Origin of the sequence: Corynebacterium sp. HMSC27B11 (genome assembly GCF_001815985.1) — a bacterium.
GTDB lineage: Bacteria > Actinomycetota > Actinomycetes > Mycobacteriales > Mycobacteriaceae > Corynebacterium.
On record NZ_KV823566.1, the window covers coordinates 33456 to 58164 of the forward strand.

Annotated in this window: 18 protein-coding genes; 11 read left to right on the plus strand and 7 right to left on the minus strand. The window is 65.4% G+C overall.

Going from position 1 to position 24709, the window contains the following annotated elements; translation table 11 throughout:
* The first annotated feature begins 19 nt into the window (after positions 1 to 19).
* Entirely contained in the window at positions 20 to 307 is a 288-nt protein-coding gene (locus HMPREF3097_RS07055; RefSeq protein ID WP_070758582.1) for a GlsB/YeaQ/YmgE family stress response membrane protein, read from the plus strand.
* Between the two features lie 57 nt (positions 308 to 364).
* Here the strand turns inward: HMPREF3097_RS07055 and HMPREF3097_RS07060 are convergent, their stop codons facing one another.
* Together HMPREF3097_RS07060 and HMPREF3097_RS07065 are read right to left on the minus strand one after the other, a co-directional pair.
* Entirely contained in the window at positions 365 to 2980 is a 2616-nt protein-coding gene (locus HMPREF3097_RS07060; RefSeq protein WP_070761686.1) for an ATP-dependent helicase C-terminal domain-containing protein, read from the minus strand.
* Between the two features lie 94 nt (positions 2981 to 3074).
* Complete coding sequence (locus tag HMPREF3097_RS07065; RefSeq protein ID WP_070758210.1) at positions 3075 to 3431, minus strand: hypothetical protein; 357 nt, start codon at positions 3429 to 3431, stop codon at positions 3075 to 3077.
* A 379-nt stretch (positions 3432 to 3810) separates the two neighbouring features.
* Here HMPREF3097_RS07065 and HMPREF3097_RS07070 point away from each other — a divergent pair, with 379 nt between their 5' ends.
* Entirely contained in the window at positions 3811 to 4503 is a 693-nt protein-coding gene (locus HMPREF3097_RS07070; protein ID WP_070761687.1) for a DNA-3-methyladenine glycosylase I, read from the plus strand.
* An 8-nt stretch (positions 4504 to 4511) separates the two neighbouring features.
* On the opposite strand, the gene HMPREF3097_RS07075 is transcribed toward HMPREF3097_RS07070, so the two are convergent.
* A complete protein-coding gene (locus tag HMPREF3097_RS07075; RefSeq protein ID WP_070761688.1) occupies positions 4512 to 6764 on the minus strand; it encodes an NADPH-dependent 2,4-dienoyl-CoA reductase in 2253 nt (750 codons plus the stop codon).
* Positions 6765 to 6854: 90 nt separating this feature from the next.
* On the opposite strand from HMPREF3097_RS07075, the gene HMPREF3097_RS07080 reads away from it, so the two are divergent.
* Together HMPREF3097_RS07080 and HMPREF3097_RS07085 are read left to right on the plus strand one after the other, a co-directional pair.
* A complete protein-coding gene (locus HMPREF3097_RS07080; protein WP_371260091.1) occupies positions 6855 to 7217 on the plus strand; it encodes an RNA-binding S4 domain-containing protein in 363 nt (120 codons plus the stop codon).
* Positions 7217 to 8050 carry a VOC family protein gene (locus tag HMPREF3097_RS07085; RefSeq protein WP_070761689.1) on the plus strand — a complete coding sequence of 278 codons (834 nt, stop codon included), beginning with the start codon at positions 7217 to 7219 and terminating at the stop codon, positions 8048 to 8050. The genes HMPREF3097_RS07080 and HMPREF3097_RS07085 overlap by 1 nt, the downstream gene beginning before the upstream one ends.
* 9 nt (positions 8051 to 8059) lie before the next feature.
* On the opposite strand, the gene HMPREF3097_RS07090 is transcribed toward HMPREF3097_RS07085, so the two are convergent.
* Positions 8060 to 10096, minus strand: a complete 2037-nt coding sequence (locus tag HMPREF3097_RS07090) for a M13 family metallopeptidase (protein WP_070761690.1) — start codon at positions 10094 to 10096, stop codon at positions 8060 to 8062.
* A 139-nt stretch (positions 10097 to 10235) separates the two neighbouring features.
* Here HMPREF3097_RS07090 and HMPREF3097_RS07095 point away from each other — a divergent pair, with 139 nt between their 5' ends.
* The 3 genes from HMPREF3097_RS07095 (at position 10236) to HMPREF3097_RS07105 (ending at position 13407) form a co-directional block, all read left to right on the plus strand.
* A complete protein-coding gene (locus tag HMPREF3097_RS07095) occupies positions 10236 to 10964 on the plus strand; it encodes a hypothetical protein (protein ID WP_246821323.1) in 729 nt (242 codons plus the stop codon).
* A complete protein-coding gene (locus HMPREF3097_RS07100) occupies positions 10961 to 11935 on the plus strand; it encodes a PrsW family intramembrane metalloprotease (RefSeq protein WP_070761692.1) in 975 nt (324 codons plus the stop codon). Before HMPREF3097_RS07095 ends, HMPREF3097_RS07100 begins: the two co-directional genes overlap by 4 nt.
* A 149-nt stretch (positions 11936 to 12084) precedes the next feature.
* Positions 12085 to 13407, plus strand: a complete 1323-nt coding sequence (locus HMPREF3097_RS07105; protein WP_070761693.1) for a glycoside hydrolase family 25 protein — start codon at positions 12085 to 12087, stop codon at positions 13405 to 13407.
* Between the two features lie 165 nt (positions 13408 to 13572).
* Here the strand turns inward: HMPREF3097_RS07105 and HMPREF3097_RS07110 are convergent, their stop codons facing one another.
* Genes HMPREF3097_RS07110 through HMPREF3097_RS07120 form a run of 3 tightly spaced genes read right to left on the minus strand, consistent with a single transcriptional unit; the run spans position 13573 to position 20829 of the window.
* Positions 13573 to 17211 carry an arabinosyltransferase domain-containing protein gene (locus HMPREF3097_RS07110; RefSeq protein ID WP_210398560.1) on the minus strand — a complete coding sequence of 1213 codons (3639 nt, stop codon included), beginning with the start codon at positions 17209 to 17211 and terminating at the stop codon, positions 13573 to 13575.
* 54 nt (positions 17212 to 17265) lie between these two features.
* Complete coding sequence (locus tag HMPREF3097_RS07115) at positions 17266 to 19266, minus strand: galactan 5-O-arabinofuranosyltransferase (RefSeq protein WP_246821324.1); 2001 nt, start codon at positions 19264 to 19266, stop codon at positions 17266 to 17268.
* Positions 19267 to 19302: 36 nt separating this feature from the next.
* Positions 19303 to 20829 carry an NYN domain-containing protein gene (locus HMPREF3097_RS07120; protein ID WP_070761696.1) on the minus strand — a complete coding sequence of 509 codons (1527 nt, stop codon included), beginning with the start codon at positions 20827 to 20829 and terminating at the stop codon, positions 19303 to 19305.
* Between the two features lie 247 nt (positions 20830 to 21076).
* On the opposite strand from HMPREF3097_RS07120, the gene HMPREF3097_RS07125 reads away from it, so the two are divergent.
* The 4 genes from HMPREF3097_RS07125 to HMPREF3097_RS09800 all read left to right on the plus strand — a co-directional run.
* The gene (locus tag HMPREF3097_RS07125; RefSeq protein WP_012359373.1) at positions 21077 to 21451 is read left to right on the plus strand and encodes a GntR family transcriptional regulator; all 375 of its coding nucleotides are present in this window, start codon (positions 21077 to 21079) and stop codon (positions 21449 to 21451) included.
* 167 nt (positions 21452 to 21618) lie between these two features.
* Positions 21619 to 22590: an ATP-binding cassette domain-containing protein gene (locus tag HMPREF3097_RS07130; protein WP_070761697.1), complete on the plus strand. Its 972-nt coding sequence runs from the start codon at positions 21619 to 21621 to the stop codon at positions 22588 to 22590.
* Positions 22583 to 23968 (plus strand): ABC transporter permease, encoded by a 1386-nt coding sequence (locus HMPREF3097_RS07135; RefSeq protein ID WP_070761698.1) that lies wholly within the window; start codon positions 22583 to 22585, stop codon positions 23966 to 23968. The genes HMPREF3097_RS07130 and HMPREF3097_RS07135 overlap by 8 nt, the downstream gene beginning before the upstream one ends.
* Before the next feature lie 476 nt (positions 23969 to 24444).
* Positions 24445 to 24709 (plus strand): hypothetical protein (locus HMPREF3097_RS09800; RefSeq protein WP_210398561.1); only part of this gene is annotated, 265 nt, incomplete at its 3' end.

The following is a 24709-nucleotide window of genomic DNA, read 5'->3' on the forward strand; positions in this document are numbered from 1 at the left end:
TGCTGGCAGACTGGAGGGCATGGATACATTGATTCTCGCAGCACAAGCAACCCCGGCCCTCGGATTCATCGGCTGGATCATCATCGGCGGTCTGGCGGGTTGGATCGGCTCGAAGATCATGGGCACCGACGCGCAGATGGGCGTTCTCGCCAACATCGTCGTCGGTATCGTCGGTGGCTTCATCGGCGGTTGGGTCCTCACCCTGTTCAACGTCAACTCCGGCGGCATGTTCTGGAGCTTCCTGACCTGCCTGCTCGGCGCGGTGATCCTCCTGTGGATCCTCAAGATGGTTCTGCCGAAGCGCTAAACCGCCTCCGGCACAGCCCACACCAAGGAGCCCTTCGGGGCTCCTTTTTCTTTTGCCCTAACCCGCCGCCGGGTCCTCCGGCCAGGCGTGCTTCGGGTAGCGGCCCCGCATATCTTTGCGCACCCCCTGATAAGGCCCGGCCCAGAAACTCCCCAGGTCATCGGTCACCGCCACCGGCCGCTGCGCCGGGGAAAGCAGGTGGAATTGCACCCGCCGGCCCGCGATGCGCGGGGACTCCGTGAGGCCGAACGCGTCCTGTAGCTTCGTCGCCAACACCACGGGTTCGGCGAGGATCTCGGGGGCTGGCTCGGCCTGCCCCTCGCCGGAGCTCTCCGGGACGACCTCGTCTGTAGCCTCGCTGGCCGCGTCATTCACAGCGCCATCCGCGGCGCTTCCGATCAGCACCTCCGGGTAGGTCAGCCGCCGCGTCCGCCCGCTCGGCAGCTCCAGGGACTCCGGCGCGAGCTCGTCGATTGGCTGGTCCCACGGGATCAGCCCGCGCAGCAGGCTCGCGATATCGGGCCGCCGTCCCGCCGCAATATCCGCCGCGATAAAGCTCAACAGCTCCTCCGGCAGCCCCGCCCGCAGATCCGGGTAGCCCGACGCACGTTCGAAGCCAGCGGCAGCGGCGTCGTGCAGGTACTGCATGCGTTTCACCAGCTCGCGGGCGTTCCCGCTGAGCTGGAGCATCTCCTCCAGCTGTTCCGGGCTGGCCTGCGCAATCGCGGCGGATACCGCCTCTTCCGCCTCCGCCGCGCTGGGCTTGGCTGGGGCGCTGCTCAACTCGACCGCCCCCACGACCGTCCGTTCCCGTGCCTGCACCCGCTTCTTCTCCACGCTGTAGCTCGCGGTCCTTTCCTTTACGACGCCACCGGCTGCGGCCAGGGCCAGCTCCTCGGAGATCGGCATGGCCGAGCGCAGGATCGAACCCGTCCCGGACTTCCGCGCGGACGCCGATTCGCTGCGTCCGATATCCGCCACCGCGAACCACTGCTCATTGTGCGGCGCATCCACCCCGGGCATGCCCTTCGGGATGACTGCCCCGGTGCCGCCCACGGTCAGCACCCGCTCCGACCCCGGCTCAACGCGCCGGGCGAGCAGGTCCGGCCGAGCGCAGGCGATCGTGTAGGCGATGGCGTCCTCCCCGGTCAGCGGGTCGCTGAGCTCACGTGGGGCGTGCGGCTGCAACAAGCGGACGAGCCTGCGTACCGCCGGGTCCTTCGGCGAAATATCCTTGACCGCCTCGGTCGGGGCACGTTGGGAGCTGGCGACGTCCAAAAACTGCAGCACACGGGCCACGAGCTCCACCGGGACGCGCCGGCTGGCGAGCAGGCCGCCGCGGGCGTGGCGCGGATCGAGGGGGAGCGTGACCAGTAGTTCCCCGAGCTCGGTGATGGTCCCGTCGGCGTCGATCGCCCCCAACTGGCGGAGCGTGGCAGCGGCGGCAGCGGCGTTGTTCTGGGGGAAGGGGTCCGGCAGCGCCAGACCCTCACCCATGGGTGCGCCCCAGGCGGCGACGTCCAGCAGCGCGCCGGTGAGGTCGCTGGTCTGGATCGCAGGGGCGGCAAACTCCGGCAGTCGGGCCCACTCATCCGCGCTGATTAGGCGGAACACCGTGCCCGGGCCCTCGCGGCCCGCACGACCCGCCCGCTGCACGCAGCTGGCCTGGGCGGCGGACTCCGTGACCAGAACGGACATGCCGCGGGAGGAATCGCGCCGGGACACGCGGGACAGGCAGGTATCCACGACGACGCGCACGCCCGGCACCGTGATCGAGGATTCGGCGACGTCCGTGGCGAAAATGACCCGGCGGGAGGAGTTGGCGCTGGTGGCCCCGCGCGGGTTGACGATCTCGGCCTGCTGCTTCGGCCTGAGCTGGCCGTGCAGCGCGAAGGCGGCGAGCTCGGGGGAGTCGAATTGCTGCGCGAGCAGCTCGGTGCCACGGATGGTCGGGACGAAGGCCAGGATGTCGCCTTCGGCGGTCTCCGCGAGAGCTCGGCGAACCCCGGCGGCGATGAAGGCCTCGATGGAACCGGGCTGGCCGGGGCGACTATCGCTGCGGCGGTGGGTGATGGAATCCGCGGCGGCGGCGTAGTGGATATCCAACGGGTAGATCGGGGCTGGAACGTGCACCACCGCCTCCGGTACCCCGAGCAGATTCGCGAAACGCTGGGCGTCCACCGTCGCGGACATCGCTACGACCAGCAGGTCATCGCGCAACTCCCGCAGCTGGGCGGCGATGGCGAAGACCAGGTCGGACTCGATGTGGCGTTCATGGACCTCATCCACGACGATCGCGCCCACCCCAGGCAGGTCGGGGTCTCGCAGCATGCGCCGGAGCAGCACGCCGGGGGTCACCATCTCGATCCGGGTCTGCTTGGATACGCGGGAATCTCCGCGGACCGTATATCCCACTTTTTCGCCCAGCTCGGTGCCTCGCAGCTCGGCGAGGCGGGCGGCGGCGGAGCGGGCAGCCACGCGCCGGGGCTGGGTCACGATCACGCGCTGATCAGGGGCAACCAGGTCAGCATCGGCGAGGAACTGCGGGGCCAGGGTGGTCTTGCCCGTGCCCGGCGGGGCGTGCACCACAGCCGCGCCGAACTCCGCGAGCGCGCTGAGCAGGGCCGTGCGGCCAGCGGAAAAGGGCAGATTAGGGGTGGGGGTGGTAGACATGCTGCCTATCAAATTAGCCCACGGTGGTGCGCGGTGCTGGCGGGCGCGGGAGAGGAAGAGCGCGGCCCCTTCGCCGTGAATCTGATGGGCCGACCTAGCGGACGGAGGTTCGCAGAACGCTGAACAGGCCGTCGGCGGGGCCGATGACGTCGTCGCCGAGGACGTAGAGCAACAGCGAGACCAGAATCAGGGTGACGATCGAGATCACCAGGAGGGTCGACGTCACGGTGAGCCACAGTCGTGGGGTCGGGTCCTCGCCATCGCAGTAGAAGGGGAGCGTCGCGCGGGGCGCAGGTTGATCCTGCGGTGCGGGATCGATGGGTTGGCCATCGGAGGTGAGGAAGCCGCCGAGCGCGGGGAGGGTGGCCTTGAAGGTGCCGGTATCGCGGGGCTCGTCGTCCTCGGGGTGATCCTTCGCCGGGCGGGGGCGGTTCATCGACGGTGTGTTCATCGTGGCCCTCCTTTGCTTGTCTGGCGAACTGCTCGATCACGTTTTAATGGATGCCTGCTGCTCTCTGCGCTGGCCACCGTGGGGCAGCGCGACCCAAGAAGAGGCACCCGGGGTAGGGAGCTGATTTTAGCTAGATGAATACCATTTTCGCAAGCAGCGAAGCGGGGGTAGTTTTTCGAAAGCTGCGAAAGGGAAAACCCGCTGACCAGGAGGTTTGAAAATGATTTAATTCGGCGGCGGGGCTGAATTCTGCCTTAAGCAGAGGGCGATGTCTGCTGCGCCCGCTAATGTGCACAGCGAAGTGCACGGCGAGCCGCGCGGGGCACAAGCCGCGAGCGGTGAATCAACACTTCGCACAGCCTAAACTCAAGGGGGAATTATGGATAAGCGCACATCTGACAATCATCGCCAGCCGGTCACTACCGCGCGCGGCAACATCATCGGCGCCGACGGCGTGGTTCGCCCGCCCTGGGCTATGCGCTCCGAGCTGGAGCGGGAGTATTTCGACGAGGAATGGGGCCGGCCCATCATCACGGAATCCGGCCTGCTGGAGCGGATCTGCCTCGAGGGCTTCCAGTCGGGGCTGTCGTGGGCGACGATCCTGCGCAAGCGTCGCGCTTTTAGGGATCACTTCTTTCTTTTCGACGCCACCCGCATCACGCAAATGAACGCCGAGCAGCGCGAGGCGGCCCTCGCCGACCCCGCGCTGATCCGCAACCCGCGAAAGCACGCCGCGATCTACCGCAATGCCGAGGCCACGGTGGCCCTCCGGGAGGACCCGGAGCTGCAGGAGCTACCGGAGGATCATCCAGCCCGGGAGATCCTGGGCGGGGCGGTACGCCGCCTGCCCGCGGGCCTGCCGGTGCTGATCTGGTCCTACGCCCCGGCCGAGCACCAGCCCCCAGCGCACGTAGCGGAGATGCCCTCGGAGTCAGAGGAGTCGGTGGCGATGGCCGCAGAGCTCAAGCGCCGCGGTTTCACCTTCGTGGGCCCGACGACCTGCTACGCGCTGATGCAGGCCATCGGGATGGTCGACGACCGGGTGCCGGAGCCGGACGCGGAGCAGCTCTAGAGGCGGCTCTAGAGGCGAGCGGCGAGCTCCACTGCCTGCCGGATCGCACGCTTGGCGTCCAGCTCCGCGGCGACATCCGCGCCACCAACGATGTGGACCTTCTGCTCCGCATCGTCGCTGGTGCCGTCGGCCTTGTCCGGGCGGACGGATTCCTGGCCGGTGCACAGCACAACGGTGTCGACCGGGATGACCAGCTCCTTGCGCTCCTCGCGGATGGCAGTCTCCAGGCGGGCGAGCTCCTCGGCGTCCTTGGCCTTCTTCGCCTTGGAAAGCGCCTTCTGCAGCTCCTTGATGTCCTGGGCGGGCACCGTGATGTGCAGGCCCTCGGAGTCCAGCTTCTCGTAGGTCACGCCCACGATCTGCTCCACCCCGGCCATCGCCACTGCCGCGCGGTGCACCCAGCCGGTGGTCTTGCCCAGCCCACGGCCCATGCGGGTGATCTTGCGCTGCAGCATGGTGACCTTGCGCAGCGGCTGCGGCGGGTTCGGTCGGGTCAGGTTCGCACGTACCTCCGGGTCGGTGGTTACGCCCCAGTGCTCGTTCCACTCGCGGATGGACTGTGGCTGGCCGCCCCGGTCCTCCACCAGGAACTCGGTGACGTCGTAGCCGATGCCGCCCGCGCCGATGACGGCGACATTCTTGCCGGCCTCCTTCTCACGGCTGAGCAGCTCCGCGTAGGTCATGGCGCTCACGCCATCGACCTCGCCGCGTAGTGCCTCCGCCAGGCCCGGGAACTCCGGGATGCGCGGGGTCACGCCGCTGGCCACCACGACCTCGTCGAAGCCAGCCTCCAGCAGCTCCTCTGGGGTGCGCGGGGAACCCAGGTGGATCGGCACCTCGCGCTTGGCCAGGCGGGCCTGCACGTTCTTCAGCGCCTCGACGAACTCCTCCTTGCCAGGGATGCGCATGGCCAGCTGGAACTGGCCGCCGACCTTATCGCTGGCCTCGAAGATTTCCACGTGGTGGCCGCGCTCCGCCAGGGCCTCCGCCCCGAACAGACCCGCTACACCAGCGCCGATCACGCCCACCTGCTTCGCGGTCCGGGTCGGCAGCAGCTTCAGCTCCGTCTCGTAACCCGCGCGTGGGTTGACCAGGCAAGTGGCCCGCTCATTGGTGAAGGTGTGGTCCAGGCACGCCTGGTTGCAGGCGATGCAGTGGTTGATCAGCTCTGCCTCGCCCGCGGCGGCGCGGTTGACGAACTCAGCATCCGCCAGCATCGGGCGGGCCAGGGAGACGAACTCGCCGAAGGGTTCGCCACCGGTGCGGGCCTCGCCACCCTCCGGGTTGAAGGAGCCGTCCAACAGCTGCTCGGCGACCTGCGGGGTGTTGATGCGGTTAGCGATGACCACCGGCACATCCACGACCTTGCGCAGCTCGGCGGTCGCCCAGGCGAAGGCGCCACGCGGCACGGAAGTGACGATCGTCGGAACCTGCGCCTCGTGCCAGCCGATACCCGAGCTGAACATGTCCACCCCGGCGTCCTGCAGCTGGCGGGCCAACTCGTGGATCTCCTCCTGAGTCTGGCCACCTTCGACCAGGTCCAGCACCGAGATGCGGTAGTCGATGACGAAGTCCTCAGGGACCGCGGCACGAACCGCCTTGACGATCTCGATCGGGAAGCGCATCCGCTTCTCCGCAGAACCACCCCAGTCATCGGTGCGCTGGTTCGTGCGCTCCGCGAGGAACTGATTGATCAGGTAGCCCTCGGAGCCCATGATCTGAACGCCGTCGTAGCCGGCATCCTTGGCATACTTCGCCGCCTCGCCGTAGGCCTTGATCGTCGCGCGGACCTCCTCGTCGGAGAGCTCGCGGGCCGGGAACGGGGTGATCGGGGACTGGGATGCGGAGGCGGAGACCGCCATCGGGTGGTAGCCGTAACGGCCAGCGTGCAGCAGCTGCAGGATGGCCAGCGCACCACCGGCGTGAGTGGCCTCAGTGACCTGGCGGTGGGCGTCGGCGATTTCCTGGGAGTTGAAGGGCTGACCAAAAGGCGTCAGGTTGCCCTCCAGCACGGGCGGGTAGCCACCAGTCACGATGGCTGCAACACCGCCCTCCGCGCGCTCGCGGAAGAACTCGGCCAACTTCGGGGCGTCCTCGAGCTTGTCCTCGAGGCCGGTGTGCATGGAACCCATGATCACGCGGTTGCGGAAAGTCTTGCCGCCAACCTCGAAGGGAGAGAGCATCGTTGGGTACTGGGATTCTCCCGCCGCACCAGAATCGGCGGAAGAGCTGGAAGCGTTAGTGAATGCGGGGCTTGTCATGTTGCTGATTTTGCCCTAGCAAAGTGCCGAAGATGCGCAAATGCAATAAAAAGAAAAGCAAAAACGACTCGCCCAATCCGGCACCGTAGGATGGGCAACATGCAGCAAGATTTTCCTGTCGTGCCTATCCGTGACACCGAGATCCGGCTGGGGCAGTTCCTGAAACTCGCCAACCTCGTGGAAACCGGGGGAATGGCCAAGGACGTCCTCGCCGAAGGGGCGGTGTCGGTCAACGGCGCAGCCGAAACCCGCCGCGGCAAGGCCCTGCGAGACGGCGACCAGGTGACAATCACCGACCCCGAGACCGGCACCACCCTCGGCGCAGAGGTCGGAGCGAATGGCCGTAGTGTTGCCGATAGCGAAAACCTGGCTGAAGAGGACGACCTTGGGGAGTTCTTCGATGAAGCCACTGCCGATGACGACTTCGACCCCGAAAAGTGGAGGAATCTCTAATGCCCGCTATGCAGGCGCAACCAGGCATGCCGCTGTGGCTGGACCTGGCAACCACCGATATTGATGCCGCGAAGCGCTTCTACGCCGAACTCGTGGGCTGGGAATACCGCGAGCACGGCCAGGGCTATGCCGTCGCGACGAAGAACGGCATGCCCGTCGCCGGCATCGGAGCCATCCCGGAGGAGAAGATCTCCATGTGGGGCCTGGCGCTCTACACGCCGAACGTCACGGTCGCGCACAACGCCGCCGTCAACGCCGGTGCCCGTTCCGTCCTGGAGCCGCGGGTGCTCGGGGCCCCGGAAGGGGAGGGCGCCGATGGTGAGACCGACCGCGGCGAGATGGCCGTGGTCATCGACCCCAGCGGGGCGGCCATCGGACTGAAGAATCCTGCGGATGAGCACGCGCTCTTCGCCGCGGGTGAGCCGGGCACGCCGGTATGGCACGAGCTCATGGTCGGCCAGGGCTGGGACGAGACTCTGGAGTTCTACCACGAGCTCGCTGGCTGGGATATCCGCGTCGATAAGAACTCCGACGGCAGCCGCTACGCACTCGGCGAGTTCGAGGGCGCGGCACTCGTCGGCCTCTGGGATACCCAGGAGATGCAGCTGCCCTCCATGTGGACGCTCTACCTCGGGGTCGCGGACATCGACGCTGCGGTCGATACCGCCCGCGGGCTGGGCGCCCAGATCATCCGGGAGCCCTTCGACTCCGAGTTCGGCCGGGTCGCCACCATCACCGATCCCACCGGCGCGCTGCTGAATCTCACCGAGGTCGAGGAGTACGTCCCGGACGAGACCGAGGACTTCGAGCCCGACCTCTTCGCCGACCTCTAGGCCACGTAGCTACCAGATGGTCACGCGCTGGTCCTCGGCCAGCCACATGCCATCGGCCTCGGTGACCTCCCAGGCCTGGTAGAACTCCGGGATATTCGACGCGACCACGTTGCAGCGGAACTCCGCCGGCGAGTGCGGGTCGATGGAGATGTACTGCGCGGACATCTGCGGGCGGATGGCCGTCTGCCAGACCCGCGCCCACTGCAGGAAGACGTGCTGCAGCGCCTCCCGGTACTCCGCGCTGGGGCCCTCGGGCGTCTCAACCGCCACGCCCTGGTCGCTCAGGTAGCGGCGCAGCGCGACGATGGCGATGCCCAGGCCGCCGAGGTCACCGATATTCTCGCCCAGGGTGAAGGAGCCGTTGACCTTGTGCGCGGTCTCCCCGCGCTGCTTCAGTCCGGTCGGTACGAGACCTTCGAACTGCGCGACGAGCTTGTCCGTGAGCTGCGTGAACGCCGCACGGTCCTCCTCGCTCCACCAGGAATGCAGGTTGCCGTCGCCGTCGAACTTCGAGCCCTGGTCGTCGAAACCGTGCCCGATCTCGTGGCCGATGACCGCGCCGATCGCGCCGAAATTGCTGGCGGCGTCGGCGTCCATGCTGAAGAACGGTGGGCGCAGGATCGCGGCGGGGAAGGTGATGTCGTTCATCACTGGGTTGTAGAAAGCGTTGACGGTCTGCGGGGTGGCGAACCAGGTCGCAGGATCCGTGGGCTTGCCCAGCTTGTTGATCTCGTAGTCGTGATTGAAATGGCTGGCCGCCCGCACGTTAGCCAGCAGCTCGGCCCCGCCTGGGGCGAACTCCAGCCCATCGAACTCGCGCCACTTCTCCGGGTAGCCGATCTTCGCGCTGAACTTACCCAGCTTCACCAGCGCCTTTTCGCGGGTGGCGGGGGTCATCCACTCCAGGGTGGAGATGCGCTCGCGGTAGGCCTCGATGAGGTAGTCCACCAGCTCGAGCATCTTCTCCTTATATTCCGGCGGGAAATGCTCGGCGACGAACTTCTTGCCGACCTCCTCGCCGATCGCACCCTCGACCAGACCCAGGCCGCGCTTCCAACGGGCACGCTGCTCCGTCGAACCGCTCAGGGTGCGGCCGTAGAACTCGAAACGCCGGTCGGTGAACTTCGCCGGCAGGTAAGGCGCACGGGAGTTCAGCACGCGCCAGGTCGCCCAGAGCTTCCAATCGTCCAGTGGCACGCTGCCGGCCAGCTTCGCGACGTGCTCGATGAAGCTCGGCTGGCTCACGATCACACGCTCGGCAGCCGTGCTACCAGCGGCAATGCCGGTGGCCTCGAACCACTCCGCGAAGGGGAAGCCCGTCGGCAGGTCCGCCACCGCCATCGGGTTGTGGGTCTTATCCGCATCGCGGCTGGTCACGTTATCCCAGTGACCCTCGGCAAGCGTGGTTTCGAAGCGCAGGATTGCCTCGGCGGCCTCCGCGGCGCCCGCACCCGCGTGGCTCCCAGGCAGAGCCCGCCCCTCCGCGAGGTACAGCTCCAGCATGTCCGTCGCATACTCGCGGTAAGCAGCCAGCGTGTCCTGGTGCTGCTCCTGTCGGTAGTAGGCCTCGTCCGGCAGGCCTAGCCCGGATTGCACCAGGTAGGCGCGCTCGGCATCGCCCTCGGCGTCCTTGGCGACAAAGTAGCCCGCCACGCCGCCGACGCCAGCGCGGTCCAGCTCACCCAGCTCGATGGCCAGCTCGCGAATGTCCGCGGCGGCGTTGATCCCGGCCAGGTCGGCGTCCAGCGGTGCGAGCCCGGCCGCCTCGATGCCCTCCTCATCCATAAAGGAGGAGTACAGCGCACCGATCTGGGAATCGGCGGGCTGTGTCTCGACGATGGCGCGGACGTCCTTCTCAGACTGGTCACGCAGCTGGTGGAAGGTGCCGTCGACGGCCCGGTCTGCGGGAATCTCGTGGCTGGCCAGCCACTGCCCGTTGACGTGGCGGTACAGGTCCTGAGCAGGCGAAATAGTCTCGCCCGCGGCGGCCTCGGTGATGTTATCCGGCAGTTCCGGCTGGCTGGATGTTGTCTTCTTTTCGCTCATGTTCCCCCACTGTAGTGCGCGCTGCAGACACGGCGTCGTCTTCTCTTTTTAGGACGTCACCCCGGTCGGCGACCGTGCGCCCGCCGGACCAGTGTTGGTGGACATGGGGTGTGTCTGGGGCGGGGGCTACGATGAAAAAATGGATCGGAGACAGTTGACGGCCCCGAGCGTGCCGTTCGGGAAGGCGCGGCGAAACCGCTACGTCGCCGCGGTGGGAGCAGCGGCCGTGGTGGGTCTCGCGGGGCCGGTGGCGGTGAACGCCGCGCTGAGCGCCGAGGCGCCGGCTCACTACGCGAACCCGGCGGAGGCTTTCGATGAAAACCTGATGAGTTTCGCGGACTGGCCCCTGGACTTCGGTGTGCTGCGCGACTGCGCCGCACCGATCACCGAGGATGCGATGGTCACGCCGGAGTTCTCCTGCCCTTCCTCCCAGGTGGAGGTCGTGAGCATGCTCTCAGTGAAGGACCAGGCGCTGGCGGTGGACCGGGCGATCCGGGCGATTAATTTCGCGGATCTGCAGAGCATGCGACCCGTCCGGTACACGGAGACCGCACTCGAGATCGCCCCGGAGCTGAAGGAGCGCACCGGGGTGACTGACGTCTGGGTGACCGACTACTACGAGGTAGCCGCCGCCAACGACGAGGGCGAGGACGTCGACCCGTTTTCCGATGCCGACCTCAGTCGGACGGTCGGGTTCTTCCGCGAGGATGAGGGCGGGGACGGCGAGGGCACGCTCGTTAGCCTGCAGGTCACGGCCCGGGGAGTGGATAGCACGAAGGCGATGGTCAACGAGCTGCTGAAGACCGCCGAGCTGCGACCAGAGGCCGTCACCGAGGTCTCTCCACAGCAGCAGGAGGGAGGCCGATGATGCTGCCGGAACAGCAATCCCAGGGCCGCAGCAACCCTGCCGACTCGACACCGCAGAGGAGCGCCCTGCCACTGCCGATCTCCGAGGCTGGCTCCGCGCTGGGCATGTCGCCGGAGGTTGCCTCGGGTCCCCGCATTCGGCGTGGTGGGGTCTATATCTGCTTCACCCTGCTGGCGGTGCTCTGCACAGTATTGGCCATTTTCGCGCTGCTGCTTGCGACGCCGTCGGCCCCCGGGCTGCCACTGCTGGTTGCCCTTGGCATCTCCATTGCTCTGGTTGCCGTGGCCTGGTGGGGGCTCAGCCATCTGCGCTGCTACCGGGGTACGCCGCGACGATTGGTGACCATGGCGCTGTGGTGGGGTGCTAGTGCCAGCAGCGTGCTTGCGGTATTCACCGCGGCGGATGCGGCCAGCGAGATTCCGGAGAAACTTGGCCTGCCCATCCTCTCGACGGCTTTTGGTGGGGCCTGGCCGGAGGAGATCACGAAGGCCCTGGGTATCTGGATGCTGCTGTGGATCGGCCGCGATTGGTGGAACCGGCCGCACCATGGCCTGCTCGCCGGTGTGTTCGTTGGCCTCGGAATGGAGGTTTACGAGAGCTCGCTCTACGCGCTGTTCCTCGGCGTGCTGCATCCTGCCTCGGATGTGGCGGGGGCAGCTTCTGCGTACGGCATGCGGCTGCTGTTCGGTATCGGCCTGCACGCGGTATTCAGCGGCCTCGTTGGATACGGCATCGGGCGGGCGCTGTGGGGGCCGCGCGAACGGAGCCGAGCATGGCGTTGTGGGCAGGTTTTCGGCTGGGGTTTCGCCGGTTTTGCGCTGCATTTCTTGTGGAATATCAGCTGGCCGGAGCCAGCGGCACTGTTCGCGATGGCGGCCGTATGGGTCGCCGGGGTCGCCGTGCTCGCCACGTGCTTCTACCGGGAGGAGAAGGCATTGCGGCAGGTCGAGGGTGGTTTCAGCGAGCCCTAGCGGGCGCCTCGCCCTGGGTCGCGGTGCCGCCGCGACGGGCAAAAACATAGCCCCGCAATGGGGCTTTTGTTAATTACAGTGGTGTAAGATGCTGGTGATTACGTGCGATACAGGTGTGAAAAGAGTGAAAGTTGGGTACTCTATTCCACATGCGTTCACTGCCTTGGCGCCGCACGCGCCGTACCTCGACCCCTGCACGCCTCACGGCAACTGCCCTTTTGGGCACCTCTGCCACTGTCGCCGCGCTGATGGCGAGCCACGTGATCCCGGTGCCCTCCTGGGCAATCCCGGGCATCGACGTCGCCTCCCACCAGCACCCGGGCGGCGCAGCCATCGATTGGAACACCGTCGCTGCCAGCGGCCAGAAGTTCGCCTTCGTGAAGGCCACCGAGGGCACCAACTACACCAACCCCTACTACGCCTCGGATTCGGTAAAGGCCCAGCAGGCCGGCATCATCCCGGGCAGCTACCACTACGCCCGCCCGGGTTGGAACGATCCGCGCGCCGAGGCCCGGTTCTATGCCTCCGTGATCGCGACCGGCCCGCAGCCTTCCCTGCCGCCGGTCCTCGACCTCGAGGAAGATCAGGGCCTTAGCCCGGAGCAGCTGCAGCACTGGGTGCGTGAATGGATCGACGAGATCAAGCTCCAGACCGGCCGCCAGCCGATCATCTACACCTACTACTCCTTCTGGAAGCAGAAGATGGCGAACACCACGGAGTTCTCCGAGTACCCGCTGTGGCTGGCCTACTACTCGAACAGCCTGCCGGGAGACATCCCGGGCGGCTGGGACAAGGTCACCTTCTGGCAGTACAGCGGCAACGGTTCCGTCGACGGCGTGATCACCGACGTCGACCTGAACGAGTACTACGGTGACGACGCCCAGCTCCAGGCCCTCGCCGGCGACATGGCGGACAATTCCCCGGCCGGCGAGACCTCCAACCAGCTGGCAGCGACCCAGCCGATCGTCGAGAAGGAAGCTCAGATCGTCAACGAGATCGAGCACCAGACCGGCGTCAACATGCCGATCACCTCGGACTTCGTGGTCCAGCTGCTCGGCGTCGTCGGTGGTCGCGTGTCCCCGGAGACCTTCATCAACAGCGCGCTGCCACAGCTCACCGCCCCGGTGGCCGCAGCGATTTCCCAGCAGCTCGGCGTGCCGCAGGACCAGGTTGCGGAGAAGATCCAGCAGGGCCAGGAACTCCTGCCTGCACTCACCGCGCTGGCTGGTGCCCTGGGCGAGGCTCGCCAGAACGGTGGTGTGCCCACCGAGGCGATCCAGCAGCTGCTCAACATGGCGGGCCAGTCCGGTGCCCTGGGCAGCGCCGGCAGCAGCTCCAGCGTTGACCTGGGCCAGCTGCTCCGCGTGATCCAGACCGTCGGCGGCACCCAGGACTGGGCAGGCCAGCTGCAGAACGGTCAGCTCAACGTCGACCCGAACGCGCTCCAGGGTCTCCTGCGCGCCCTGAGCTAAACACCGGAGCACACCCGCTCGCCAAAGTTAAAGCCCGCGGCTCCTCTCGAGGTACGAGGAGCCGCGGGCTTCGTCGTTGCCGGGGCAGTTAACGCTTGAGGCAGCTAGTACAGCCCACCCACGTGCGCTGCCAGCCTGCCGTTCTACCGGCAGGCCAGCCGCTAACTATTCATCGTTGTACTTCATCGGGCCGTTGTACCAGAAGCCCGAGCGGGTCTTCTCTTCGACGTCCACCTCAACCGGACGCGGCTTCTCGCCCGTGGCATCCGGGAAGGTCCGCAGGCGGTCCAGCACACCCCAGTCCCGCAGCCAGTCATCCTTTAGGTAAGTCGGCAGCTCCGTGGCCTGCGTGCTCATCTGCACCAGCCCCACGGAACCACCACCGGCGTAGTCCATCACCGGGGTAAGGATGCGGCGGGCGGAGTGATCCGGCGAGATGCGGAACTCCGGCACCTCAGCCACGCCCACGTTGTGGTCGAATGGCCGCTGGCACGGGAACTGGAAAGCCGTGGCCCAGTCCAGCAGCGCCGGAGCCTCGGAACCCACGTAGTCATTCAGCGGCTCCAGCTTCGGGGCGCGGGGCGGGGTCAGCGCCAGCCATTCGGATGGGGTGAGGTTGGTATCCACCGCGACGATGCGGATCTGATCCGCCTCCTCCGGGATCCACTCCATCGGAATGCGCAGGTTGCGCCACTGCGGGGCGGTGCCGATGTCCAGCGGTAGATCCTCGCCCAGCGGCTCGAAGTCGTCCTGACCCTTGCCGGTCGACTTGCCGTACTCCACCTTGACCAGCTGCCCGTACTGGAAAACATTGTCGGAATCGTAGTGGCCGATGGTGCCCGCCGCGCTCAACGTGATCAGCGGGTGATCCTCCCGGTTCTCCGGCAGGGAGTACCACTTGGTCGTCGTCGAGGCGGAGAACTGCGGCCCCTCCTGGAAGGAACCGACCACCGGTACGCGCTGAGGATCCAGCTCGAATGGCAGACGCGCGTGCGAACCGTTCACGCCCGGCTTCGGCAGCAGGCCACCGGCGGTGCCGGAATCCTGACCACCGTCCGCAGCCTCTGCGCCACCGCTGCGGTCACCGGAGGCTGCGGCGTCGTCGTTCCGGTCATTGGACGAGGCACCAGCGGTACCGTCCGTACCCTCGCTGCTGGCCTGGCTGTCTTCCTCGCTCAGATTCGTGCCGCTGCTCGGCTGATCGCCATCCAGCTTCATCGCGGTTTCCACCGAGTTCTGGCTCACGGCATCCTCGCCACGACCATCCGGGTCGATGTGCGCCGGGATGCGGTTCGGTAGGAAGCCAGTGGAGTCCTCGGTGGTCAGGGAGTCACCGATCGGCGAACCATCGGCCACCTTGAGCAGCGAATCATTCGTATTCGTCTCCACGAGGACATCCTCGGCCAGCTGGCAGCTGTGCCCAGCCAGGGAGACGGCGTTGCCCTTGCCGATCGAGTACGCCGGCCACTGCGAGATGAAGCCCTTGCCCATCGACGCGATCGAGAACACCAGTGCCAGCATGGTCAGCGCACCGATCGGTGCCGCGGTCACCATCGTGACGCGGTACTTGCGCTTCCGGTTCGTCGTATCCGTCACCGCACCGTCATCGGTGCCATTGTCGACGTCAGCAACCTCGCCCGCGGACTGGGCGCGGGCCTTTTGCGCATCCGTGCGGTACCCCAGCAGCACGCCCCAGATCAGGGTGAGCAGGGCGATGGCCAACATCACCGTCGAGGCCTCAATGCCAGCGATCTGGATCGTCTTATCCCACCACGGAACACCGAAGCTGGAGACGTACCACCAGCCATTCGTGCCCGAGAGCGACAGCGCGAAGAGCATGAGCGTGGTGCCCAGGAAGAGCACGCGGTTGCGCGCGGAGCTCGCCGAGAAGTGCGAGGCGGCGATCGCCGCGAGTCCGATCAGGGCTGCACCAATGCCCGCGTAGACGCCAAAGTGGTGAGTCCACTTCGTCGGTGTGAAGACCATGAAGAAGGCCGTGCCGAGGATGACCAGAATCAGGCGAGCGGTGGGGGCCTTCGCTGCGCCCGGGACACGCCCGTTGCGCAGGATGGACGCCACGACCACGCCGAGGCTGAAGATCATCATCAGCACGATGAAGCGGCGCGCGAAGGAGCCGTCGGTGGACTGCTCCAGCAGTGAGGTGTAGCGCACGTATTCCTGGTACCAGGACAGCGACGGACCTCGGTCGGAGCGAACGGCGATGGCCTCGCGCACGGTGCTAAACGTCTGGTCGCCGAATACGCCGACGAGGATCGCGGTGCCCGCAGCAAGGAACGGTGCGATCTGTGCGAGCATGCCGCGAATCACCTTCCCGCGGCCCGCACCCTTCTCGGCGCCCAGCCACGGCAGGCGGCGCACCGCGATGCGGATCAGTGCGCTCAGGGAGACCAGCACCGCCGCCACGGCCATCAGGCCGGTCGGACCCGCACCCAGCGCCAGGGTGGCCAGCAGCGTACCGATCGCCGCCGGCAGCAGCCGGTGGGTGGCGATGGCTCGCTCGAAGGAGACCCAGGTCAGCAGCGAGAAGACCGCGATGATCGGCTCCGGGCGGGTGCCGTTATTGAAAGCGATGAAGAACATCAGGAAGGCCACCGCGGTGGTCCAGTGCGCCACGGCGCGCTGGTTAACCTTCACGCCCAGGCGCGGCAGCACCTCGCGGGAGAGCACCAGCCAGGTCACCGCGGAAGCCAGCAGGGCGGGAAGTCGCATCCACAGGGAGGTGGAGGAGACGTTGACCATCAGCGACAGCAGGTCGTAGAACGGCCAGCCGAAGGGGGACTCCGGCACGCCGAACCAGCGATAGTAATTGGCCATGTAGCCGGACTCGTGGCTGGCCCGGGCCATCGTCAGCAGGTAGCCATCGTCGGCGGTATTCGCGCCGATGAAGAACCAAATCAGCAGCACGGCACCTACGAAGCCGTCCACCCAGCGGGGCTTCCACCAGTCCTTCTGCATCAGGCGACCGGAGCCGGTGCGCCCGTCCAACTTGTCGATCTGGTGCAGCGCCCACAGCGAGACGACCATGAAGGCCAGGCCGAGCCACATGACGATGTTCTTCAGCAGCGTCGGAGTACTCGAGAAGCGAGAATCCACCTTGACGTCGGCCTTGAGCCCCGCATCGGCTGCGGCCTTCGCGTTGTCCGGGGTGTTCTCGAACTCGGTGTAGATGCCGGTCAGCATCGGGCGGGTATCCCGGTCGATATCGCCGGAGTACACCGCAGGGTCCAGCTCTTCGCCGTCGGTGGTGGTGCCGTCCACCCAGACCCGGGTGACCTCGGCATCCGAGGTGATGCGCAGCAGGGCATCATCGGAGAGTTCCTTGAGGTCCTTCTCCTTGAGGGAGAGCGGCACCACGTTGCGGATGATGACGTCCAGGCCGGAGTCGGTGTTACGGACGAAGAGCCCGCGCAGCGTCTCCTCCTTCGAGCCCTCCGGCACGGTGGATAGGACGTTGCTCTGGCCATCGTTGAGCTTGTCGATCTCGGAGAGCGGGATCGAAACGTCCAGGCTTTCTGGGGAGTAGCTGATCAGCGGTGCGGTGACGCTACGCAGGTCCCCGTTCTGTGGCCAGGAAAAGGAGGACTGCTCCTGGTTGACCGGCAAGAATGGAGTGGCGATGAAAAGCAAGAAGCCCAGCAAGCCGGAGACGATCGCGAGGGTCGTGATCCGACTGCTGGTGCCACTCTTCGGGGCCTGGTTCGCCTGTGGCGGCGCGGTGGGGTTCACCGAGCTTCCGGGCCCTTGATCTGGCTGTTTATTATTCTGCTGCTGCACCGTAGACACGGCTAATAACTGTACGTTACCGCCGGTCAAATGTGGACTAGTACGCGCGTGGCCTTAGTTACGCACGGCGACGGCGAACGGCCCAATCTGCGTGACATCCCAGTGCTTCTGGAACGCGCTCGCCGGGAAGTGGACGGTGCGGAAACGGACGTTCGGCTGGTTCGGGTAGATGTCATCCGCGATGAGGTAGGAGAACTCCGCTTCCTCCATCGGGGTGGCGTCGCGACCCGCCGGCCCACCTTCCTCGGCTGGCACCTCGCCACGCAGGACGAGGGCGTCTGGCGCGGTCCACCCTTCTTCCTCGGCTGCCCGATCCATCGCGGAGATGAGCTCATCTGGGTCGGTGATCTGTGTCCAGGACTCGATTTCCTCGTTGCGCCGCTCGAACTCTCCCAGCGGGTTGGCGTAGTGGGCAGTCATCGCCTGATACACGTGATAGGGGTAAAAGCTCATGAAGTGCTGCTCATCGGTGAGGATGGTCGCCCCGGAGCGCTTCCCCAGCTTTTCGGCGAGGTGCTCGTCGATCTGCGCGTAGTAGACGGTGGCGTCCGCGGGCATGCGGTCACCGCGCATGGCGTTGCCGTCGGCGTCCGTGTAGGCGGTATCGATCTTCTTCTCGTGATTCATTGGGATATCGATCGCGTAGTAGAGCGTCCCGAATGCCAGAATCGCGGCGAACACGCGCGTCACACCGCGGGACTTCGCGGGGTCCACGGTCGCCGGGTAGAACTTCGGCATCCCCACACCCCGCAGGTCGATGATCGCCAGCGCGCCGGCCACGGCAAAGAGCAGCGCGATCGGCAGCGCCACGCGGAATCCCAGCAGGGTCGTGCCGAGCAGTGGCATGGCCATGGAGGCGACCGCCCAACCGTAGGCGGTGAGGATGCCGACCAGCAGGGCGCGGGCGTCGTCCTGACGGTGGCGGGCAACCAGCCAGACCAGGCCGATCAGGGTCAGAACACCGAGCGCGGAAAGGTCGAAGAAAGGCATCATCAACGCGGTGCCATCTTCGGGGAGGTAATGCTGTGCCTTGCCCGTCGGACCGTGGGGCTGGGTGAGTAGCGCGCGCAGGTAGGGGAACCAGCCAAGCAGCGCGATGAGGATCGAGCCGACCCCCATGGCCAGCAGCTTCAGCAGTGGACGGATCCCCTTCTCTCGGATCGCAGCGGCGATGGCCATGACCACCACCGAGAGCGCAGACAGAGCGGTGAATAGCGTGTAGAGATTCGCCGACAGCCCCAGGTAGACCATGACGCCAAACAGTGCCCAGCGGGAGCCCAGCAGCGCGTGGCGGGTCATCACCATCGCGGCCGGCATTCCCACCGCGACGATGGCGGCATAGGGCTCCTCCGGCGCCACGTGGAGGGTTGCCACCGCCGTGACCAGCGCGACCGTCGCGCCCGAGGCCAGTGAGCCGGTGAGGTGGCGCCACAGGGGAACGAGCATGGAAAAAGCCGCAGCCAGGGTCATCAAAGCCCACGGCTGGTACGCGGCCCAGCCCGCCAACCCGGTCATGCGGGCGAAGAGGCCGCCGGTGAAGAACCACAGGCCAGGGTAGAAGCTCGGCATGTCCGGGTAGGCCATGTCCACCCAGCCCGGGGTGTCCGTCAGGCGGGACAGGAACTGGGTTCGGAAAGCCTGGTCGACGCTCACGCCATCCAGGTACAGGCTGGTAGCGGCCAGTGGAATACCGATGCTGGTAATCACCAGGCCGGCCGGAGCCAGGTAGAGCAGCACGCCGAGAACGCGGCGTTGCCAGTTCGACCAGCCGGGTCGAGGGTGGAGCACGTAGTACACCGACACCGCAGCGAAGAGGATCACGAGCACAGAGCCGACGCTGCTCAGCGCCTTGAGCACGTAGCTGGTGTTATACGCCGGAAGGCTCGGCCTGGACATGATGAACCAGGCCACGACCGTCGCCACTGCCGCGACCGCGCCGGTGACCAGCATGTGCACGATTGTGCGCAGCGGGCTCAGGGCATCGGGCTGCGTTTCCGCAGTGCTGAATCCAGTGACGGATGCTTGGTTGTGCTCGACGGTCGTTCCGGTGTGCATGCGTATATCAAAACACATGCACACCGAAGGGCGGATTTAACCGCGCGGGCCGCGGAGCATGATGCCGCGGATACCGCTGTGGAAACCATCGCGCAGGCCGACGCGCTGCGCCTCCGTCAGGGTGTATTCGTGAAGGGTATCGCAGGCGAACTGCAGGAGTGGGCGGTCGATCTCCGGGGGAAGGCCGCCGCCAGAGAGCAGGTGGGCGTTATCCTTCTGGGCCTCGCTCGCGGCGTTGTCGAACCACCAGACGGCGTACTGCTGGCCGATGTCGTAGGGGTTCTGCTCTCCCGCGGACGCCCAGACTTCGTTGGGGAGCGGGACGTAGCGGGAGCGCAGCTTGCGGTGGCGGGCCATCATGGATGGGTTCGGCTTCGGCTTCGGCGCTGCTTCCGGGGTGCCCTCGGTGGCTGTGGCTGGTTCCTGTGCCTGGGACTGTGCTGCCCCGCTCTGCTCAGCCGCGTTGTCCGGCGCCGCGTCGTTCGGTGCCGCAGCACCCTGAGCTGCGACGGTGTTGGGGGTCGGTTGTGCCGTCGTTTCGGCGGCCGGCTCGGACATCGCTGGTTCGGCGGAGGCAGTAGGTGCCGGACCCGGCTTGGGTCCGGGCTTCGGCGCAGACTTGGGTGCGGCGGGGTGCGCCGCGGGGCTTGGGGCGGCCGACGGGGACTCTGCCTGCTCATCCGTCGTGGTGGTTGCCGCAGCAGCGTTGGTCTGTACAGCGCTTGCCGGTGCATCCTCGGATCCTGCGGCCGTGGCCGAAGCCTGCTCGGGTGCTGCCGCGGAGGTCGGCTCCGTGGCGGTTTCGGCCGGCGCGTTGTCCCCGGCCGCGGTGTTGTTGCCCGCTTCTGCCGTGGGCTCGGTGACCTGCTTGTTGTGCTCCATATCCGGAATGACGCTCGGTCCGGACTCTTCGGGCTCTTCCGCATCGCCGAGGGGCTTGAACTCCGGGCTGGGGCTGTCCTCGCCCTGCGTTTCCCCAGGGATTGGGGTGGTGCTGGCGTTGGCGGGCAGCGGCCCCTCCAGGATCTGCAGTCGCATCGTGTCCCGGAAATCCTCGCGAGGGTCGAGGATCGTGGTCGTATCGCAGGCAAAACGCAGCTGGGAGGACATGGAGTCCCAGCCGAAGCCATAGAGGTGCACGCGAATGCCCGCATTCACGGCCTCTTCCACGCCGGGCAGCATGTCCGCGTCGCCGGAGACGAGGACGATATCCGAGACGTTGCCACGGACGGCGGCGAGCACCATATCCGCGACCAGGCGGGTGTCCACTGCCTTCTGCGTGCGCCGGTCTCCCCACTCGATGAGCTGGCCGCTGCGTAGCTGCACGCCAGGTTCGCTGCGCAGGGAACGCTGGTAGCGGTGCGGCCCTGACTCCGGGATGCCGTCGTACCAAAATTGTCGATGAATGGGCTGTTTGAGCTGATCCTGGGCGATACGGCCCAAGGTACATACGACCTCCGGAAGGTCGATTTCTAATTGCGCGCGGGCGCCGGTTTCCCAGGAGTTATAGAAGCTAGCTAGGAGATAAGAGGTATCGACGAAGATCTGCGTTCGTTCGAGCATGATGGGTCGGTTGTCCGTTTCTTTAGTTTCACAATTTTCAGTGCATTATCCATTGCGCACTGTACTTCTTGAGCGCCTGTGCGCGTGGCGCTTTCCCCTCTAGTGTGCATCAAAGAGTTGTTGTATGGTTGGTTACACAAGTAACTAACCGACTAGGTAGGGCGCGGTGTTGAACCGCAACCTGGTCGCACGGTGAACGTCAACCAAGCCCCATCGAGGGGATCGAACACGAATACAGGGAGGTGCCATGGAGGAAGCCACCACGCCGCTGTTTCAACAAGTGGCTGAGCTCGTAGCGGATGCCATTGTGGACGGCTCCCTGCCAGAGGGGGAGCGGGCACCGTCGACGAACGAGCTCGCGGCCTTCCACGCAATCAACCCGGCCACCGCCCGCAAGGGCTTGAGCCTGCTGGTGGATGCCGGGGTGCTTCAGAAACAGCGAGGTATCGGCATGTTCGTTACTGAGGGCGCGCGGGAGAAGGTCATCGCGCAACGCAAGGAGGCCTTCGCCGGCCGTTACCTGGTGCCGCTGGTCGACGAGGCCGCGAAGCTGGACATGACCGCCAGCGAGCTCCGCGAGCTGCTGGGCAGCGTCGCTGAAAGCCGGGGGCTCTATGACTGACCCCAACAACGCACCGAAACCCGCACCCCGCGGGTTACTCCAGCCGCCCATGCAGAGCACCGGAGAGCAGGCAAAACACTGCCCTTCGAGCGGCAACCAGCCCAGAGCATCACGCTAGACCGCTAAGTCGACGCATCACGCGTCCCGCCACACAGGAAGGCACAACAATGAACCACCTGAAAGAAAGCGTTGGAACGAGCATCCCGCCCCGGACTGCACCCAGCATCGAACTATCGGAGCTGACGGTCAGCTTCGGCAAGAAAACCCACCCGGCCGTCGACGGCATCAGCCAGCAGATCCCGGGCGGTCAGGTCTACGGACTGATCGGACGGAATGGAGCGGGGAAGACCACCCTGCTCCGGGCTATCGCGCAGCAGCTGAACAGCTCCGGCACGGTGACCCTGGACGGTCAGCCCATCCGCGATAACGAGTGGGCGCTGGAGCGCATCATTCTCGCCGGCCCGGACGCCACGTGGCCACAGGACCTCCCGGTGCGTAGCGTGCTGCGGGTCGCGGAACTTCGCTGGCCAACCTGGGATCAGGCCTTCGCGGAGGAGATGATCCAGGCCTTCCGCATCGATACCAGCAAGCGGTTGCGCGCGATGTCCCGCGGACAGCGTTCGGCGGTGAGCATCATCCTTGGCCTGGCAGCGCAGTGCCCGATCACCCTGCTGGACGAGCCCTATCTCGGCCTCGACGTGCAGAGTCGCGAGGCCTTCTACCAATTCCTCATGGCCGACCTGGAGCGCAATCCCCGCACGGTCATTCTGTCCACGCACCACCTCGGGGACGTTTCGCGCCTACTCGACCAGGTAATCATCATCGACGAGGGCAAGCTCCTGGAATCCGGCCCCCTCGAGACCGTTTCTGGCCGCATCCACCTGGTCTCCGGCCCCAGCCAGGCAGTGGCCGCCTTCCTTGACCAGTGGGCTGCTTCCTTGTCGGTCCCTCCTTCTTCCTTCCTTATTAAGGACGTCACCAGCACCGGTTTGCGCAGGTTGACCCTCAGCTATGATCCCGAATCGCCGGAAGCCGTGGCGGCAGAGTCGGCAGCGCAACGCGCCGGTGTCCAGCTGAAGGCCGCGGACTTGGAGCAGGCGGTGCTCGCGCTCACCGGAGAGGTGGCCGGCGATGAGTAGTAAGACGAGTGATCGGCATGCCCAGCCATTGGACGGTGGGATGAAGGTGGCGGAAAGCAAGGGGGTAGCGGGCGAGGCTTCGGCCCAGGTCCAGCGAGTGAACACCCGAGTGATGGGCCAGGTCTTCCTCTTCGCGTCGTGGCGGAGCGTGCTGTGGAGGGTGCTCCTCGTAGTTCTCATGAGCTTCCTCGCGATCGTTGGCGAGGCGGAACACCGGCCAATGAACTTCTTTTATGCCATCTTCCTGGGCGGTGCTGTGGGAAGCGTGCACTTGGTATTCCAGCCGAAGGGCGAAGAACTGCGGGCGTTCGGGCTGACCACGGCGCAGATCCGCCGACTAGCGGCAGCTATGTGGGGGATGGCGCTGCCGGCCTCGGCGCTTTATCTCCTCATTGTCGTGGTGTTTTCTCGGACCGCTAACGGCATGCTGACCTCGGGAAAGCTTCTGCTCTCCTGCCTTGTGGGTTATTTGCTTCTTCTCGCTTATGCCGTCTATCGGGGCTGGAGTGCGCAGGTGGAGATTCGCAATGACGCGGTGGGCGAGCAGAACATCCTGGTCCGAGCGGAGAAGGCGAAAACGCGGAAGGTTGCGTCGAGCTCTGAAGGTGGAGCCGTTACCCCGGCAGGCTCGAATGCGGAGGACTTGAGCCGCGAAGAGCGGGTGGCTTTCGAAGCAGACACGGCACTCGACGCGGCGGTGATCCAACCACTGCGCCTGCTGGGGCGCACCCTGGCGAAATGGGAGTGCGGTATCGCCTTGGCTCTTGGCCTCGTGTTGGCATTCTGGCCCTGGGCGGCGGATACGATCGGCGCCTACCTAGGGATCGCACTTGTTGGCGCCCTCATCGGGAGCAGGTGGCTGCTCACTGCGTACGGGCTGCCAAAAAACTATGTTCAATGGTTGGCCTTTGGCGGAAGTAGGCGGGCATGGCGTAAAGCTGCGCTGGTGGGCACTGTTAGGACCAGCTGGTCGGTGCCCTTGGTCATGGTCCTAGTCGGTTATCCCGCGTTGCTGAATAGTGAGAGCACGCTCCGGGAGCAGTTCAGCGGAACAGAGATTCTGGCGGGTGCGCCGATGCTGGGGCTGATCGTGCTCTTCCTCATTCTGGGCACCACGTTGTTAACTGCACTCGCCACGCTGCGGTGGCCAAAGGCCGGTGCGCTGACGCTTGGGGGTTTCCTCGCCTACGGCATGGCAATGGTGACGGTGCTCTGTTTCCAGTTGTTCTTCACTGGAGACGTTGATCCGTTACCGAGAGTGGCCATTGGTGTCCTTATCTCTGCGTTCTATGTGGCGATAGCGGTGTGGGTCTTCTACGCCCGCATCATCAAGCAGGATGCTCGGAACGCCGGCCACATTCAGACTTTGGTTGAATAGCGTCCGTGCGCACAGAGAAACCCCAGTTCAAAAACGATATTGAGCTGGGGTTTTGTGTTTGTTGTGGGCGGTGTGTAGATTATTGATCTGCAAGCGAGGCCGACAGGCCCGGTGCGCACGGGGGAATCAAGATCCTTAACGGGTTTTGCTTCTGTGTTTGCATCTGGTTCTTGGATGGTGTAGCTTAGCAATCCTGCAAGATCGCCGGTTATTACCGGGTGGTTGGATTTCCCTTCGGTCTTGTTTCTTGTCACCGAGTGTGTGAACGCCAAGGATCGTGAGTTTTTCTCCGGTTTGCTTCTGGTTCATGTGGGTGATAAGCTCGGAATCCGCCTCAACGTGAAGCACCACAGTGTTGTGGTTGTGGAGTGTTGTGTGCATATGTTGTTTGAGAACTCAATAGCGTGATGAACCAAGCAGATCAACGGTTCTGATGCCACTTTGTGTGGTTGTTGGGATTGTTTGATTTTTTATACATGACTTGGAACATGATGATGCAGTCTGCTCTGACGCGCCACCGATTCTATGGTGGTGGGGAGTGGTTGATACGTGGGTGTTGTTCATGCCACCGACTGTCGCTTGATGCACTGTTTAGTGTGTTTCGGGGGCTTTGCGAAAAAGTCCTTGATGCAGGTGTCTACACAATTGTTTGTTGTGTAGTGATGGTCGTTAAAAATTGTGGCATAACCAGCTCGACGCACTATTTTTTGTGGTGTGTGGTGATTGGTTGTGAATACGCCT